The organism is Paenibacillus sp. 2TAF8, assembly GCF_052114825.1.
Taxonomy (GTDB): Bacteria; Bacillota; Bacilli; order Paenibacillales; family Paenibacillaceae; genus Paenibacillus.
Map to the genome: position 1 here is coordinate 226985 of NZ_JBFRFN010000005.1, position 17991 is coordinate 244975.

Sequence of the window (17991 nt, forward strand, 5' to 3'; positions counted from 1 at the left end):
ACTTAATCTAACCAAACTAAACTTTATCCGGTAAAGGTAACATCCTTCCCTTTTCCAGCCATACCTAGGCCTTGCATACGTTCCAGTTCTTCCTGGTCGGCTGACCGGGCATCCTGCATTCCTTTCTGCACCTGTACAGTCAACAATACCGCAATGCCGGCTACAAAAAAGAAGATCAGTGACAGAATCCCCCAACGGGTAGAACCTGTAATCTGTCCCACGTACCCAAATACAAATGGGCCAAAGATCGAAGCGAACTTCCCTGTAATGTTAACAAATCCAAAGTACTCACCCGTTCGTCCAGCTGGCATCAGATTGCTGAATAGGGAACGCGCTGTTGATTGACTAATCCCCTGCACAACGCCAACCAACCCAGCGAGCACATAAAAGTGAAGCGCTTGGGTCATAAAGTAACCCAGAATAACGATACAAATATAGACACTCAAACTTACCAACAATACTTGCTTCGCTCCCCACCGTTGCGCCCATGCACCCAGAAGCAACGTACACGGAAAACCGATAAATTGCGTAATTAGCAAGGCCAGCATCAAATCCGATGTGCCAATGCCAATGCTTGTCCCATAGATCGTGGCCATCAGAATGATGGTGTTGATCCCGTCATTAAAAAACCAGAATGCCACCAACATTCGAAGTAGTTGCGGAAAACGTCGTATTTGCCCGAAGGTTTGCCGTAATCTCCTTACACCAACCTTCGTGTAACCAGTCCACGATGCAGGCAGATCAGGCGAAGCAGGCCGTTTGGGTGCATGCCGAAAGATTGGAATAGAAAACAGCAGCCACCAAAGTGAAACCGAAATAAATGCAAGTCGCGTGCCGGCAAGTGTACTCGGCATTCCGAACCAGCCCGGCTGCTGAATCATTAACAGATTGATTGCAAGAAGGAGCCCTCCGCCAATATAACCATAGGCGTAACCTTTGGAGGACACCATATCTCTTCGTTCTGTAGGAACTAAATCGGGTAACATCGCATCATAGAACGTATTCCCACCGGCAAATCCAATCGTGGATAATACGAGCAGAGCAGACGCAAGCAACCAGTCTCCTTCTCCAATTGCACTGAAGCCGAGCGTCGCAACAATTCCCGTTATCGCAAATACACGCAGGAAATCCCCTTTTCGTCCCGATAGATCAGCCAGTGTTCCCAGCAGCGGGGTTAACAGCGCCACACATAACATTCCAATCGAATGTGTATAAGCAAGGTAAGAAGCCGCAGTCTCTTTGTCCAGTGTTGCCGCAGCCACAGAAGCATAGAATACAGGCAATACCGCTGCCAGTACGGTTGTTGCATAAGCCGAATTGGCCCAGTCATACATAATCCAGGCTTTTACTGCACGTTTATCCACACTTAATCCTTCCTTTACATGCATCTGGGTTCGATGCTCAGAATCAGACCTTTTTCTCTATTGTAAAGGAAAGATATCACATATGATCATGATTTTTGTAAAACTTAAACATATACCTCGCTTTAACCTATTATAAAAACGAATTCAGCGCAGTTCATTCATTTTAGTTGAGATCGCATCACATATCATCCCCGCCCGTGAATATACTTAATTACCGACAGGCCAAACTGTGCCGCGTAATCAATGGGGGGTGCCTACATGTCAAATTCACACCAGCCTTACTCTTTCGTCGTATCCCGGGAAGATTGGTCGCTTCACCGCAAAGGGTACCAAGACCAGCAGCGCCATCAGCAAAAGGTGAAAGATGTCATTAAGCAAAATCTGCCCGATCTGATTACTGAAGAAAATATCATCATGTCCGATGGACAACAAATCATCAAGGTACCCATCCGTAGTCTGGATGAGTACCGTTTTGTCTATAACTACCAGAAGCAAAAACATGTCGGTCAGGGGGACGGCGATAGCCAGGTCGGTGATGTCATTGGCCGTGATCCTGCGTCCCAGAAGCCAGGCAAAGGCGAAAAAGCCGGCGATCAACCAGGTCATGACATTGTGGAAGCTGAGGTCAGCATCGAGGAATTAGAAGATATCCTTTTTGCCGAACTGGAATTGCCGGATCTGAAACAAAAGGATAAGGATCTGATCGAGACACATACCGTGGTCTTCAACGATATTCGCAAAAAAGGCATGCAGTCCAACATTGACAAGAAACGTACGATATTGGAGAATCTGCGCCGCAATGCAACAACGGGCAATCCAGGCATTCATCACATCAGTCCAGATGATCTCCGTTACAAGACGTGGGAAGACAAAATCATTCCCCAGTCCAATGCGGTCATTATTGCCATGATGGATACATCCGGGTCGATGGGATCATTTGAAAAATATTGCGCCCGCAGCTTTTTCTTCTGGATGACACGTTTTCTTCGTCGTCAGTATGAGAAAGTCGAAATTGTGTTTCTGGCTCACCACACGGAAGCCAAAGAAGTGACGGAAGAAGAATTTTTCACTCGCGGCGAGAGCGGAGGTACGATCTGCTCCTCTGTATAYATGAAGGCACTGGATATTATCGACAAACGTTATCCTCCTTCGAGTTATAACATCTACCCCTTCCACTTCTCAGACGGCGATAATCTGACCTCGGATAATGAGCGGTGTGTGAAGTTGATCGGCGAATTAATGAAGCGCAGCAACATGTTCGGTTATGGTGAAGTCAACCAATACAACCGCAGTAGTACACTTATGTCCGCCTACCGCCATATTAAGATGGATCAGTTTATGTATTACGTCATCAAGGAAAAAGGCGAAGTGTACAAAGCGCTCCGCAGCTTTTTTCAAAAAAGAGAAGGAGGCAGCCTAGGATGACCGATGAAATCCGTGAACTGGAATACGCTATTGCTGAAATTATGGAGATTGCCGATGGATTCGGCCTCGATTATTACCCGATGCGCTACGAGATCTGCCCGTCGGATATCATCTACACCTTTGGTGCTTACGGCATGCCAACGAGGTTCAGCCACTGGAGCTTTGGCAAAACGTTTCACAAGATGAAAATGCAATATGATTTTGGCCTGAGCAAAATTTATGAACTCGTCATCAACTCCAACCCTTGTTACGCCTTCCTGCTGGATGGCAACTCTCTGATTCAGAATAAATTAATCGTCGCCCACGTGCTCGCACACTGTGACTTTTTCAAAAACAACGCCCGCTTCTCCAAATCCAATCGCAATATGGTGGAGAGTATGGCTGCCACGGCAGATCGGATCAGCAACTATGAGATGGAATATGGTACAGAGGCTGTTGAATCCTTTATCGATGCGGTGATTGCCATTCAGGAACATGTGGACCCGCAGCTCATCAAACCCCGGCATCTTGACAAACAGCGTTACATGGAGATGAAAATCCGGGAACAGCGTGGTGAGAAACCACCTAAACCGGAAGGTCAATATGACGATCTGTGGTCGCTAGACAATCTGCAGGCTGAAGAAAAGCCCACGGACAGCTTACAGGTGCATCACTTCCCACCGGAGCCGGAGAAGGATATTATGTGGTTCATTCAGGAGTTCTCGGAGGTCCTCACTGACTGGCAGCGGGATATTATGAGTATGATGCGGGAAGAGATGCTTTATTTCTGGCCACAGATGGAGACCAAAATCATGAACGAAGGCTGGGCCTCCTACTGGCATCAACGTATTATAAGAGAACTCGACTTAAGCAGTGAGGATACGATCGAATTTGCCAAGCTGAACTCTTCCGTTGTACAGCCGTCCAAGCAAAGTTTGAATCCATATTACCTGGGACTGAAAATCTTCGAAGACATTGAACGGCGCTGGGATCACCCCACCCGTGAGGAGCAGGAGCGATGGGGACGCCAGCCTGGGCAAGGCCGGGCCAAAATGTTCGAGGTACGCGAGTTCGATTCAGATACTTCCTTTATCCGTAACTACATGACCAAAAAGTTAACCGAAGATCTCGACCTCTACGTTTTCGAGAAAAAAGGCCCGGACTGGAAAATTACCGATAAGTCTTGGGAAAACATCCGCGACCAGCTTGTATTTTCCCGTATTAACGGCGGCTCACCGTATCTGGTCGTACAGGACGCAGACTATCTGCGTACCGGCGAACTCGTATTAAAACATCAGTATGAGGGCATCGAACTGGATCTGAAATACATGGAGCGCACGCTACCGTATCTGTACCGTCTCTGGGGACGTACGGTGCACGTGGAGACCCGTGTGGAGGATAAACCGATCTGGTTCACCTATGACGGCAAAAAGCACCACCGCAAGTTTTTATAGGTTGGAGTGATAATATTTTGAAATCATGACCACCCGTCCAACGGGTGGTTTTCTCTCGGAGTATACCCCCTGTTTCCAAACTCTGCCTAAAAACGCTAGCCTGACAGCAAGGTTGTTCTCAGTGTTATTTGTCACCTTCACTTACCAGTTAAACTCGTTTTACTTCTTTTGCCTCCGATTACTACTGAATGGATCTTCGTATTACTTTTACATTCTGCTTATCTACCGCCTGACCATAAGCTTCTTGCTCAAGAATATACTTTCTCACAATTGCTTCATTTAGACCCACTTTAGCTTCTTCGCCTTTGTTCCATCCATCCTTAGCAAGACTTTCATACGTCAAATAGAACTCGTCCACGTCGAAGAGAATCGAATAAGAAACGCATTTTTCTTTATGCCCGTCTTGGGCGTCCTTCATTTTGTATTCGCCAATCGCACCCAACGTCGTTGATTTCGTCTTGAACTCGAAGCCAACCTTCGAACCGTCCTTGTAAACAAGAATACCGTCCATCATGCGGAAGATTTGGAATCGAATGCCGTTATGCTCGACTTGCTTAACGTCCTTCAAGTTGTGTTCCCATGCGGGCGTTTTGTCGGGCATACGGTCAACGGTAAACTTCGCGGCTTCCATACGCTCGGCATAAATCAGATCCTTTTGAACAGCGCCGTGAATCGCGGAACCGTTACGAACCCAACGTTTCTGATACGGGAACATTACTTGTTCGTCCTTATCGACTTTCAACGCCTTATAGAACAATTCCCGTTCGCATTTGGACGCGGACGACGGCGAGAACGTTACAAGACCGCGTTCGAAATTGATTCGTTTCGGATTCGTCAGGTTCCGAAGTTCCATGTTAAGCAGCGCCATTTCAAGCGGCTTATCGAATTGTTCGGGTAACAGGTGAAAACGATCGAAGTGTTCTTTCATGATGGCGACCATTTCTTGACCGCGTTCCGAAACGATTACTTCCGCTTGGCGACCGTATGAACGACCGCTCCGCATTGTTTTCTTTTCCTTCCCGATTTCAGTTTTCACGTCCTTTCCCTTTTTAGTGATAAGCGATTTCTTTTCCATGATTCCCCCTTTGAAGCCGATTTCTTTAAGCAGTTAGACAAGAAATGACTAAAAATAGAGTAAATAATATAATATAGTAAAATTAAGTATTTTATTGACATTTAATACACGCCCATTTATATTCAAAAAAGGCTCTAGAGGAAAAAATAGTATAAAGGTGTAATATATTGATATTCAAAAAAAATCAAGTATGTTGCTGCTACATTAGTAGTAGCTTTAGGTCTTGGCGTAGTTGCTCCGTCGTTAACTTATGCTGCTAATCCACAAGATCGAGTACAACCACACTTTCCACAACCAACTATAGTTGAAGAACCTGCTAATGACACAGTTGATGCAATGGGTTTTAAAAAGACTATTGTTGTCAAAGCATTGCGACATGGTGGAGAAGCTCTTGACACTCTGTTAGACTGGTTAGGAGTTGCTAGTAAAGAAGCTAAATACTTATCTAAGCATTCTAGCAAAATAGCTGATTTCCTCGATTCTGTCACTGACGAGATCGAAAAGAAATTGATAGATTTCTTAATATTCCAATGTGATATACCACAAGGCTATGCTCGGGTAATTGCTGGCATTCTTCTTTAATTAATTTGTAAGTCCTCTAGCGCCTTGCTACACTATTAAATAAATAAATAAATAAATAAATAAAGGAAGCGATCTTTTGAACAAAGAAATTGAACTGTTGAAGTATCAAATCAAACTGATGAAAATGGTAATAGGCGGTGATAGTCACCCTTATTTCATGTATCTACTCGATCATGAGGTAACAGAAGATCAAACAAACTTACTGAACTCTTTAATGATTTCAATGAATTCACGCCGCCGCTATTTAGTAGACAACCGCGAAATAAATGATACTACTGCTTTAATTTCTGATAACATATTAAATAAGTTGCAAAATCATGGAATAACTGTCCAAGAATTAAATGTAAATAATATGCCTAATTACCACGAATTTTGCGGATATATAGACAAAATTATGAATAGTGATATTAACCCAAAGTATCTATTAAAAGCAATGCATAGACAATCCATGTTTTCAGAATTATGCGAGTTACTTTTAAAAGACTCTTAACATACCATGCTTTTTCTAACAGCCTATACGGCTGTTTTTTAATCTACACATATGGTGTCCTACGTAAATCGTTCCAGATTAATCTTCCTGCTTAATTCCTTCACCCCATCGTTGCATAATTTCAACATCAACCTTCAACGGTACATCAAGTGTTGCAACATTTGTCATACAAGCTTTGATCGCGGCTATTTCTTCACGCGTAATCGTGCTTTCCACTTGAAGAAGCGCTTCGTCATGTACTGTCCCCACTGTAACAATATAGAAATGTTCGATGAACTGTTTATCTCTTCGACCGTTATGCCCAATTGAACTAATAGCGTCCACATTGACGTTCCATACATAACGACAAGCAATCCGGTATTCATCATCTTCCGGTATTCCGAATCGTCACCGTATTTCTGGATAATAGCCTTTATCCGTAACTACATGACCAAAAAGTTAACTGAGGATCTCGATCTCTACGTGTTTGAGAAAAAAGGCCCGGACTGGAAAATCACCGACAAGTCCTGGGAAAACATCCGCGACCAGCTTGTATTTTCCCGCATTAACGGCGGCTCTCCGTATCTGGTCGTACAAGATGCAGACTATCTGCGTACTGGCGAACTCGTATTGAAACATCAATATGAGGGCATCGAGCTGGATTTGAAATACATGGAGCGCACACTCCCGTATCTGTACCGCCTCTGGGGACGTACGGTGCACGTGGAGACCCGTGTGGAGGATAAACCGATCTGGTTCACCTATGACGGCAAAAAGCACCACCGCAAGTTTTTATAGACACAAGCAGTCATACTTCTATAATCAAAAAGAGGCAAGTTCCAGATACAACTCAGGAACTTGCCTCTTGGCCGTTTATACCGAATGAAACACCGTGTTACGTTCCCCAAGCAAACGCAAGGGTACAAAGAAAATATTTTCCACTTCGCTTGCTGGTAATGGCCTGCTAAAATAGTAACCCTGAATCTCCCGACAATCATTTTGCATCAGAATATCGAGCTGGCCTTTGGTCTCAATCCCTTCTGCGATCACTTCCATCTTAAGATTCTGGGCCATCGAGATAATCGTGGCTACGATCGCCTGATCACTGTGGCTTTCGGTAATATCCGTGACAAACGAGCGGTCGATCTTGAGTTTGTGGATCGGGAAATGCTTCAGATAACTTAGTGAGCTGTATCCCGTGCCGAAATCATCCAGACTGATCTTCACACCTAAAGCAGAAAGCTCGTTTAGAATTGCCGTGGACACTGCTGCATCCATCATCATGCTCTCTGTGATTTCCAGTTCCAGATATTTGGCTTCCAGCCCTGTCTCAGTTAAAGCATTCTTTACCTGCTCCACAAGGTTGGACTGGTGAAATTGCTGACTGGACAAGTTGACAGACACCGGGATGAGCGGTCCTCCGCTGGCATGCCAGAGTTTCATCTGCTGGCAAGCTTCACGAAGCGTCCAGTTGCCGATCTCATAGATCATGCCAGTCTCTTCAGCCAGCGGGATAAATACATCGGGTGCAAGTAGGCCTTTAATCGGGTGCTGCCAGCGAATCAGAGCTTCAACCCCGATCATTTGACTGTCCTCTGTGCGTATCTGCGGCTGATAGTACAGCACCATCTCATTGCGCTCCAGCGCTTTCCTTAGATAACCCTCCAACTCAATTCGTTCATAAAGTTCAGAGTCGAGCTGGGCCGTATAGAACTGGTAGCCGTTCTTGCCATTTTTCTTCACCTCATACATTGCGGAATCCGCATGTTTAATCAAGGCATCCGTTCCTACCCCATGTTCAGGGTACATGGCAATACCGATACTGGCTGTTACATAAAAATCATTTTCCTTTAAACGATAAGGTTGCTGAATCGCTTGAACAATCTGTTCTGCCAAATGAACAACTTGCAGCTCATTCGCTTGTTCTCCTGTGACCACCATTGTAAACTCATCCCCGCCCATTCGGGCCAGCGTAACATTAGACATTGCCTCCGGATGCGAAGCTTCAATAATCGTTACAATTCGGTTGCTCACTTCTTTCAAAAAAATATCTCCAATAGAATGGCCCAAGGAGTCATTAATCATTTTGAAGCGGTCGATATCCATAACCATCACAGCAAACTTATGCTGTTTTTGTTCACATACTTGTATCGTAGAAGCCAGCACTTCATCCAGCTTGCGTCGATTAGGCAGCCCTGTAAGCGGATCATGCAGAGCCTGATGACGGATGTTTTCCTGAGCTTGGGTCTCTTCCGTAATATCTTTAATCAGAATATGGCTGCCGACATGGTTTTCATCAATAATGACTGGAATGACCGCAATGCTAAGGTCTAGAATCTCATTTCGTGTATTTCTCATTTTCGCAATGTAATGCCGCTGTTGCAATTCCTGGTTGTCCCATGTGCGAGCGTTATCATTACTCGAACACTCGACACTGATCTGCTCAATGATTTGATTAATTGGGCGGTCAATTACCCTTTTCTCAGGATATCCAGTAATTGTAGTGACTACTGCATTAATACCTTTAATGATACCCTCGCGATCCACGGAAACGATGGCATCCGAATGATTATGGTACAGTGCTTGATACCACTGTTCGTTCTCACGAATACGCTGATCCTTCTGGGACATCCGCTGATTAATAAAATTGCCAAGTATTGTTAGTCCTATCGTAATAAATGAACCTGCTGTAATCAGATAAGCAAGAACCTCTGCCTCCATTTGTCTGCTCAAGCTCTCAGGAATTACTGCAGCTTGATGAAAATGTGCAGCTGCCATCCCGGTATAATGCATGCCTGTAATGCCAAGACCCATAATAAATCCGCTGCCAATTTTGTAAACCCAATCACGCTTCGAGTCCCGGCGGTTAAAATAAAACATAAGCCACAGTGCGGCAAACGAAGCAGCGGCTGCAATAAGAATCGATAAAGATACTAGAACAGGCTTGTACGTCACAGTAATTGACATCGCTGCCATCCCTACGTAATGCATGGAGGTAATTCCTGTTGTCATCAGCAAGCCCGCAATCACGAGCGTACTGATTTTATTGGACTGACGGCCGGCAAAATCCAGTGCCACCCCCGATGCAGCAATAGCAAGCAAAACGGACAAAATGACTTGATCTGTGGAATATGAAACGTGCATAGGTAGCACAAAAGCAAGCATGCCAACAAAGTGCATTGACCAGATGCCAAGCCCCATCGAGATAGCGCCGCAAGCAACCCACCAGTGACGTGCCCTTCCGCTCGTCAGAGATACACGGCCTGCAAGATCAAGTGCTGCATAAGAGGCTACCGATGCAATGATATAGGATAAAATAACAAGTTGTAGGTTGTACGTGCCATGTATGTGCTCCACTCACTCTTTCCTTTCAGCCGGGCGATCCTCATATGTATGTGAATGTAAAAAAGAAGCGAGTGCGCTGTCTGGATGACAGGCACTCCCTCCGTATCATTTGACTTTGCGACCAACGACTTAGTCATAAACCGAATGGCATACATTTGAAACCCGTTTATGATGAATGTCTATAGTCTAAACGTCCCAGCGACGAAAATCAACACTTATTTCCAGAAGCACAGGCCATTTATACCTGATTTTGCATATTTACACGCTTCATTAAACATCCTGATCCAGTGCTTGATCTACAGTCTTATTTTTTCATTAGCATAAGGCTGCCAAATCCGGACGTATCACGGTACGAATTGCCTGAAGGATCACTCCACATGAAGACACTGCTGCGTTTGCCATCCCCTGCACCGTCATCATTCACCTGCAGATCGAAACCAATCCATTTGCTTTGCTTGGAGCTAACATTTTCCAGTGGAATAGCTGCCTCGATCACATATCCATCCTTGGTCAAACGTGCACTCGACTTAAACAACTCTTTACGAGCATTGCCTCCGAAGGAAACTTCATTGTCGAAATTAACCCGGTACTGTGCATCATCATCCTCGTAATTGCTGGTCTGATTTTTGTTCAGATCAATAAATAACTCAATGGAGTCCTGCTCGTGTGCATTCGCACTTTTTTTACTCAGTAAAGGATCTTTGACATCAGCGAGCACATAGAGATACTTTTCATCCCAAAGCAATTTCGCTTTTGCCTTGGCACCAGCATTTCCGGCAACCTTAACATCCGTTGTGATGCTCACCGCTTTTTTCCATACCTTATCTTCCTTGCCATCTACAACAGGAGTGCCATACGTAACTTTGACTTGTTTCAATGCCGGTCCCAGCTTAAGCTTGCCCCGACTTTCCTTTTTCTGTGGTTGCTGATTATTCGTATCGTTCCAGACAATAATGGAAGTTTTACCGTTAGGCTGTTTATCCGTGATACGGAAATCCAGAGATAATACTTTGCCTTCGGTCAGATCAGCTGAGGAGAACGGTAAAGATGCATAGACAATATATCCTGATTTATTCTCCTTTACTTGATACAGCTTCTGATCCTTCCCTTTGCCGCCATCCCGATTAAAGACGTATTGTCCATCTTTCGGTGTGTTGGTCTTTTTGCTCGTTGCCAAATCTTCTGGGCTGACAAAAACCTCTACTTGGTCGCCCTTCAAACGTGTGGCATCTTTGACTTCAATACGCAGATTAAGTTTTTTACCATCCCATAATGTCTTCACTTCTCCTGAAGTGCCTGCTGCGCCTTCAATGACATGAGAGAATGGCTGTGCCTTAACAGCTCCCCAGAGAGTATCCTCCTGTCCTTTACGATCCGGCAAAGACACCTTGGATTGTGCGGCTGTCCATTCATTTCGATATACAGGCAAGGATGCGGGGTCAACTAATGCCCAGTAAGCCGGTTTAGCTTTCAGTTTACGGTCAAACAGCAGCGGTGCATCCTTTCTGCCCTTGACTGGGAAATCATCCAGCCATGTGCCGTCATCAGCAAGTCCCCATAACGTCACACTGTCCATAACACCACGATCGTCAAACTCTTTGAACAGGTCAAACAATGCACGGTAACGATAAGCTTGCTCCAGCATCATTTCATCCGTTACAGGTTTCTCCTGCTCCGAATTCCCGGAATAGATCGACATATCCAGCTCTGTTACTTGAATGTGAACCCCCAGAGCTACCGCCCGGTTGAATGCTTCACGAATTTGTTTTACATCCGGTCCATACATGGATACATGCATTTGAAAACCGATGGCATCAATTGGTGTACCCTTAGCCAGCAGTTTCTCTACAAGTTTGACCATGTCGTTCATTTTGCTGACACTGCCTTCAATACCGTAATCATTGATAACCAGCACCGCGTCAGGGTCAGCCTCGCGTGCATAACGGAAAGCCAGTTCAATGTAGTCACTGTCATCTCCGTCGCCGTCTACATCGCCAATGATATCCCGCCATTTCGAATTGCTAGCCTGATCACGCAGACCGCCGCCATCCGAGATGACTTCATTGACAACATCCCACGTATGCACTTTGCCTTTGTAACGGCTCACAATCGTTTGGATATGTGTTTTCATTCGTTTCAGAAGCTGCTCACGCGTAGCCGGCTTTGAAGGGTCGTTTGGATCGGTAAAGAACCAATCCGGCACTTGACTGTGCCAGAGCAGCGTATGGCCTCTGACCTCCATATTGTTCGCTGCAGCAAAGTTAACCAGTCGATCCGCTTCAGACCAGACAAAATTGCCTTCCGTTGGTTGCATGGCATCCATTTTCATGAAGTTGCCCGCAGTAATACTTTTAAAATGTTTCTTGAGCAGATCCGAGTGCGGATCTTGTGCATCCAGAGCCGTTTGGTCAATTGCTGCGCCCAGTGCATAAGACGTGCCCAGCGTTTTTGCCAAATCTGGTATATCCTTTTCAATCGCGATCGCTTCCGTTGCTGTAATCTGCACATCATCGATGTAGAACGGAATGGTATCCGTCTCAGTCACTTCGGAAGACTGCTTCCACGGTGTCTCGGCATACATTCGTAACCCACTTACACCTGTGCTTTCTGCTGGCACGATGACATCTGCTTCGATCTTCTTCCACTGGCCTTTATTGAGCGTAGTAGAAGCAAAGGTTGCATATTCAAGCTTAGTGGAGTCACCGTTAAATTCCTTCTCCAATGAGCCGTTGATCACCTGTGTTGCAGGCCCTTCATCATACATCGCCCAGAAGGAGACATGAACTGTACTTCCCTTTTGCAAGTAAGGCAGCACCTCTACCAACGGTCCATGAAACGTCTCCGTTCTGGAGGAAGTTTTCAAACTGCGGTTACTATTGTGTCCGATGCCGCTGACTACCTCCAGCTTTTCAGTACCGCGTGGCTTCCATTTTCCGATATTCCCATCTTCAAAATCAGCGTTAAACAAAGCTTTGCCTGGTTCTCCCGGCTCACCTGGATTCTCTGGAGCAGGTTTAACAAGCCGGATCTGGAACTCATCTAACAAATAAGCAGCTGTTGCATCCGTGCTCTCCAAATACAGTTGCAGGCCACTGCCTTGTTCATAACTATATTCCCCTTGCAACTTCACCCATTTCTGATCGGTTACTTGCTCGGCTGCGTTAACCTGATCGTACTGCGTATCCCCGTTGCCATCAAGGCGTTCCACAGTGAATTTCAGATTAGCCGGTGCTGAACCAGCAACCAGTTTCACATAACCAGAAATTTCAACGACAGCATTCTTGTTCACTACATCTGACAATGAAAGCGAAGGTCCATTCCAGGCTTCCGTACGTCCCGTTGTTTTTAGGGAATGTGTACCTTGGTATGCCTGATCCCCAATCACCCCAACCGTCACTCCGCCCCGGGCTGTCCAACCTTGAGTTGTGCCATCCTCAAACGAATGAGATAACAAAATGTCACCTGCATTTGCTGCGCTTGCCTTCTGTTCTCCTGCTCCGATCCCTGGCAACAAACTAAAGACTAAAACTACTGCCAAGCATAACCTCAACCATTTTCTCCGCACGTAAACTCCTCCTTGTGAAATTCGTTATCCATCCTGTAACGCGGTCAAACATCGGGCATTTCACAACACACTTCTGCATGCATGGATTTCCTCTGCTGGTCTGTTAACTGGCAACATAGTACGTCGCACGGATGGAATCAGGAACTTCAATGCACGGTACCTAACCTCCTCAAGTGAGCCTGATTGAGCCCTTGGGAACCTGCTTTACTTTTRAGTAAGCGGTTACATTATCAAATTTATGTCATGATACCTTTTACTGTAAATATGGAAAATTAGTGTTTATCCCCCTCTTTTTATATTTATGATCGCCACCCATGCCATTCGCACTTCAATATTAACGTACTACTCGGTAACAAAAAAAGCACAGCCTATGGCTGTGCAGGTAGTTCTGGATACACTTCATTTACTGGCGCTGTCGTCTGACGAACAATTAAATTCGAAGGTTCCGTCACGACAGGAGGTGTATAGGTTGGATTCTCAATCATCGCAATCAGATATTCAATCGCTCGAATACCTATGGTGTAGATATTCTGATTCACCGTTGTTAATCCCGGCTTAAACACCTCAGCATAATACGTATTGTCGAATCCGACCACTGAGATATCCTCTGGCACACTGAAACCATGTTTCTCAATCTCATGGATCGCGCCAAAAGCAGACATATCCGAGGCACAGATGATGCCTGTAGGTTGTTCCCTAAGAGCCAGCAAACGCCGAGCTGCCTTGGCACCGCCATCAAATGAGTAGTCGCATACTTCCAGATAGATCGTTGCATAAGGAATGCCACATAAACGAAGTCCTTCCTTGTATCCATCTAATCGAAGGTTAGCTACAGCAGGTCCAAGTGTACCTGAAATGTAGGCAATCTTTCGATGCCCAAGCTCATGCAGATGCTTCACTGCCATGGCAACACCATTTACATTGTCTGTCGTAATGTAACCTGCGCGTTTGCCAAACAGATCGGTATCAATGAACATGGTTGGTATCTCTGCTGAAACCAGTTCCTGAATGCTTTTGTTTTCCCGGCCTTCCCCGAAAACAACAACGCCATCCACATTTCGGCTACGGCAGTGCTTGATGAAAGAATATGTAGGGTCATCAAATCGAGTTGATAATCGAACAAGATCATAACCGCTATTTTCCAAGGCTGTTTTGATACCCTCAAGTAACTCGGATACAAACGGATTCGTAAACGGAACGGTAAGCAGTACCCCCACTGTCCATGAACGGCGTTTAACCAGTCCACGAGCGACTACATTGGGTTGATATTTTAATAGTTCGATAGCTATATTTACTTTTTTGCGTGTTTTTTCGCTAACATCCGGATAGTCGTTCAACACTTTGGAAACGGTTGCAACAGATACTCCCGCTTCTTTGGCTACATCATGGATAGAAGCCATCTAATCACCTCGACCTCTTTTTAAATCGCCTGTCTCCGGCTATATTATCTATAACAACAGCAGGTTTGTCTACCCATTATAGCTTATTACAACCGGAAACGGTATGGAAGGTTCCTGGTGCACCGGGTTCACGTTACTGCTACAGTTTCCTCAAATCTGTTGCAAGTTTCTCCATCGCTGTCGCAAAAACGGCAAGCTCGGATGAACGTGCGGCCTGACTTCGCGCCCCGCTCGAAGTACGCTCAGACTCCTGCTGCACTCTTTTTAATATTTCCATGATCTGATTCAGATTGGATTGAATTTTGCTTTGCGCATCTCTGGAGCTTGCCGCCAGCTTGCGTACTTCACTTGCAACCACTTCGAACCCACGTCCAAACTCTCCGGCATGCGCCGCTTCAATTGCAGCGTTCAAGCCAACAAGGTGACTTTGATCCGAAATTTCACGAATGAGCTCACCCATTTTTTCAATCTGCTGCATTCCTCCAGTTAACTCTTCCAGGAGTACATGCGCCTGATCCTGGGAAACAACCGTTTCCTTCGCTACAGCGGAAATGGATAGTGCATTTTCATTTAATTCCGTAATCATACCGGTGAGCTCCTGTGTAATTTGTGTGATCGCTTGTAGTGTACCATCCTGATCAGCAGTAAGCTGGTGAAGCTGCTCTTTTTCTTTTTTCTCATAAGCTTCCAGCACAAGCTGAGAATCCAGATTGAACATTTTGCTTAGTGCATGTATGACGTAGTGCCACGAATCCGGGATAAGCTGCTTAAATATAGTGGTAGCAATATCCAGATACGCCATGTAAGCACCGAGATAATAGTTGGTTGTCAGTCCAATGCGCGAATGAACTAATCCAATGGTGATTCGTTGTTCAATATATGCATCATCCACGATGCCATCTGTCATGGATAACCAATACATCCGCTGTGTTTCCTTCAAGCGTTCAATATTGGAAAACCTGGCGATCAGTTCTATTAATTCAGGATACTTCCCAACATGCTTGTAGAAGTGATCCACCACTTCTTCAACAACTTTTTCGAAGACAGGCCGATGATCAGCAAGTAGTTTCAAATCCTGTGCAGTTAACCCCACATAATCCAGTTGTTTTTGCCTTTCAGCCGAAATGCTGCCCATATCCTATCGGATCAACTCCTCAATAACTTTTTCAACCAAAATTAAACAGATTTTAATTGATTATAGACTAAACTACCTAATCACACATATACCCTAAGAACTATTTAATATGGGATTGATTATATTTAATTGTATAAATATGTTTATTATTGGATTATTTTAATGTAAAAAGGCCCTGAATCTATTGTGAAGGAGCCTCACAACAAATCTTCAGGACCTAATTCGGAATGGTGCAGCAGGTTAACGGTTAAGCAAACTACCTACGTATCTTAACAATTCATTGGCACTTGCTGCTGTGTATCCATGTTCTTCGATAAGACGTTTAATGACTTCATTCATGCGCTTCAATTGCGTAGCATCCGGTGTTTTCGTTGAGGTTGTAATCTTGACGATATCCTTGAGATCAGCGAACAACTTTTTCTCAATCGCTTCCCGCAGACGATCATGACTACTGTATTCAAACTTGCGCTCCTTACGGGAGTAAGCCGAGATTCGAATCAGAATCTCTTCCCTGAACGCTTTCTTCGCATTTTCGGAGATACCAATCTGCTCCTCAATGGAACGCATTAGCCGCTCATCCGGGTCCATCTCTTCATCTGTCAGCGGATCACGTATTTTGGACCAGTTGCAGAACGCTTCAATGTTATCCAGATAATTCTCAAACAACGTTTTGGCTGACTCTTCGAACGAATAAACAAAAGCTTTCTGCACTTCTTTCTTCGCAAGTTCATCATACTCTTTACGTGCCAGGGCGATAAAGTTCAAATACCTCTCTCGTTCTTCCTTTGTGATCGAGGCGTGTTGATCCAGCCCATCCTTAATCGCACGCAGGATATCCAGCGCGTTAATGCACTGAAGGTTTTGCTTAATCAAAGCGCTGGATATCCGGTTAATGACGTACCGTGGATCAATACCGGACATGCCCTCGTCCAAATATTCATTTTGCATTTCTCGAAGATCGGCTTCTTTATAACCTTCAACTTCTTCGCCATCGTACATCCGCATTTTTTTCACCAGATCCATGCCTTGTTTTTTTGTTTCCTTCAATCGTGTAAGTATGGAAAAAATAGCTGCTGTACGCAGTGCATGCGGAGCAATGTGCACATGTTTCATATCACTTTGCTGAATCAGCTTGGCGTAAATTTTCTCTTCTTCCGACACTTTCAGGTTATACGGAATCGGCATGACAATCATCCGCGACTGCAAAGCCTCATTTTTCTTATTAGAAATGAAAGACTTATACTCGGATTCGTTCGTGTGTGCCACAATCATTTCATCTGCACTGATTAGTGCGAACCGGCCCGCCTTAAAATTGCCTTCCTGTGTCAAGGATAACAAGTTCCACAGAAATTTTTCATCACATTTCAACATCTCCTGGAATTCCATCAACCCCCGATTAGCCTTATTCAACTCCCCGTCAAAACGATACGCCCGTGGATCTGATTCTGATCCAAATTCGGTAATCGTGGAGAAATCGATGCTGCCTGTAAGATCAGCGATATCCTGAGATTTCGGGTCTGACGGACTGAATGTACCTATCCCTACCCGGTTATCTTCAGAAATGATGACCCGTTCCACCGGAACCTTGCTGATATCCCCGCCAAATTCGGTGCGAAGTCTCATCTGGCAGGAAGGGCACAGATTGCCCTCAATGCGCACACCGATCTCTTTCTCCACATCGGCCCGAAGCTCCAGCGGAATGAGATGTAACGGCTCCTCATGCATCGGACATCCCTTAATAGCGTATACTGCTCCCTTTTCCGTACGTGAAAATTGTTCCAGGCCCCGTTTCAATAGTGTCACCAACGTGGATTTCCCTCCGCTGACCGGTCCCATCAGAAGCAATATCCGTTTGCGTACATCCAATCGGCGCGCAGCCGAATGAAAATACTCCTCCACCAGTTTTTCAATCGAACGATCCAGTCCGAAGATCTCTTGCTCGAAAAATTTGTACCGCTTGTGTCCCCCGACCTCTTCTACCCCAAACGATTCAATCATCTGATACACTCGTGCGTGAGCCGTCATTGCCGGAGTCGGGTCCTCTCTCAGCAGTGCAATATAATCTTCAAATGTTCCGTTCCATGACAAACGGTCACTCTCTGCCCGATATTCCGCAACGCGTTCAAAAATATTCATGCTTGGTACCTCCCATGGCTCCTTTAGTGTGATTGTCAACCATTCCGAATGGTATGAAGAAA

At 45.2% G+C, this 17991-nt stretch carries 10 protein-coding genes and 2 pseudogenes; 4 read left to right on the plus strand and 8 right to left on the minus strand.

The window, feature by feature from the left end; all coding sequences use genetic code 11:
* Positions 1–23 precede the first annotated feature (23 nt).
* The gene (locus AB4Z30_RS09905) at positions 24–1364 is read right to left on the minus strand and encodes an MFS transporter (protein ID WP_441925736.1); all 1341 of its coding nucleotides are present in this window, start codon (positions 1362–1364) and stop codon (positions 24–26) included.
* Between the two features lie 258 nt (positions 1365–1622).
* Between AB4Z30_RS09905 and yhbH the strand changes: the two genes are divergently transcribed.
* Positions 1623–2789 (plus strand): sporulation protein YhbH, encoded by a 1167-nt coding sequence (gene yhbH, locus AB4Z30_RS09910; RefSeq protein WP_123065012.1) that lies wholly within the window; start codon positions 1623–1625, stop codon positions 2787–2789.
* A complete protein-coding gene (locus AB4Z30_RS09915) occupies positions 2786–4222 on the plus strand; it encodes a SpoVR family protein (RefSeq protein ID WP_441925739.1) in 1437 nt (478 codons plus the stop codon). The genes yhbH and AB4Z30_RS09915 overlap by 4 nt, the downstream gene beginning before the upstream one ends.
* A gap of 159 nt (positions 4223–4381) precedes the next feature.
* Here AB4Z30_RS09915 and AB4Z30_RS09920 read toward each other — a convergent pair.
* Positions 4382–4514, minus strand: a pseudogene (locus tag AB4Z30_RS09920) (IS200/IS605 family transposase); the annotation flags it as partial.
* Between the two features lie 1441 nt (positions 4515–5955).
* On the opposite strand from AB4Z30_RS09920, the gene AB4Z30_RS09925 reads away from it, so the two are divergent.
* The gene (locus AB4Z30_RS09925; protein ID WP_441925741.1) at positions 5956–6369 is read left to right on the plus strand and encodes a hypothetical protein; all 414 of its coding nucleotides are present in this window, start codon (positions 5956–5958) and stop codon (positions 6367–6369) included.
* A gap of 78 nt (positions 6370–6447) precedes the next feature.
* Here the strand turns inward: AB4Z30_RS09925 and AB4Z30_RS09930 are convergent, their stop codons facing one another.
* A complete protein-coding gene (locus AB4Z30_RS09930; protein WP_441925743.1) occupies positions 6448–6693 on the minus strand; it encodes a hypothetical protein in 246 nt (81 codons plus the stop codon).
* An 84-nt stretch (positions 6694–6777) separates the two neighbouring features.
* On the opposite strand from AB4Z30_RS09930, the pseudogene AB4Z30_RS09935 reads away from it, so the two are divergent.
* Positions 6778–7146 (plus strand): annotated as a pseudogene (locus AB4Z30_RS09935) (SpoVR family protein); the annotation flags it as partial.
* A 75-nt stretch (positions 7147–7221) separates the two neighbouring features.
* Here the strand turns inward: AB4Z30_RS09935 and AB4Z30_RS09940 are convergent.
* The 5 genes from AB4Z30_RS09940 to AB4Z30_RS09960 form a co-directional block, all read right to left on the minus strand.
* Positions 7222–9705: an EAL domain-containing protein gene (locus AB4Z30_RS09940; RefSeq protein ID WP_441925745.1), complete on the minus strand. Its 2484-nt coding sequence runs from the start codon at positions 9703–9705 to the stop codon at positions 7222–7224.
* Between the two features lie 292 nt (positions 9706–9997).
* On the minus strand, positions 9998–13258 hold the full coding sequence (locus AB4Z30_RS09945) for an endo-1,4-beta-xylanase (protein ID WP_441925747.1): 3261 nt from the start codon (positions 13256–13258) through the stop codon (positions 9998–10000).
* 368 nt (positions 13259–13626) lie between these two features.
* Positions 13627–14658, minus strand: a complete 1032-nt coding sequence (locus tag AB4Z30_RS09950) for a LacI family DNA-binding transcriptional regulator (protein ID WP_441925749.1) — start codon at positions 14656–14658, stop codon at positions 13627–13629.
* A gap of 139 nt (positions 14659–14797) precedes the next feature.
* Positions 14798–15793, minus strand: a complete 996-nt coding sequence (locus AB4Z30_RS09955) for a protoglobin domain-containing protein (protein ID WP_441925751.1) — start codon at positions 15791–15793, stop codon at positions 14798–14800.
* Between the two features lie 240 nt (positions 15794–16033).
* Complete coding sequence (locus AB4Z30_RS09960) at positions 16034–17929, minus strand: PrkA family serine protein kinase (RefSeq protein WP_441925753.1); 1896 nt, start codon at positions 17927–17929, stop codon at positions 16034–16036.
* Between the last annotated feature and the right edge of the window lie 62 nt (positions 17930–17991).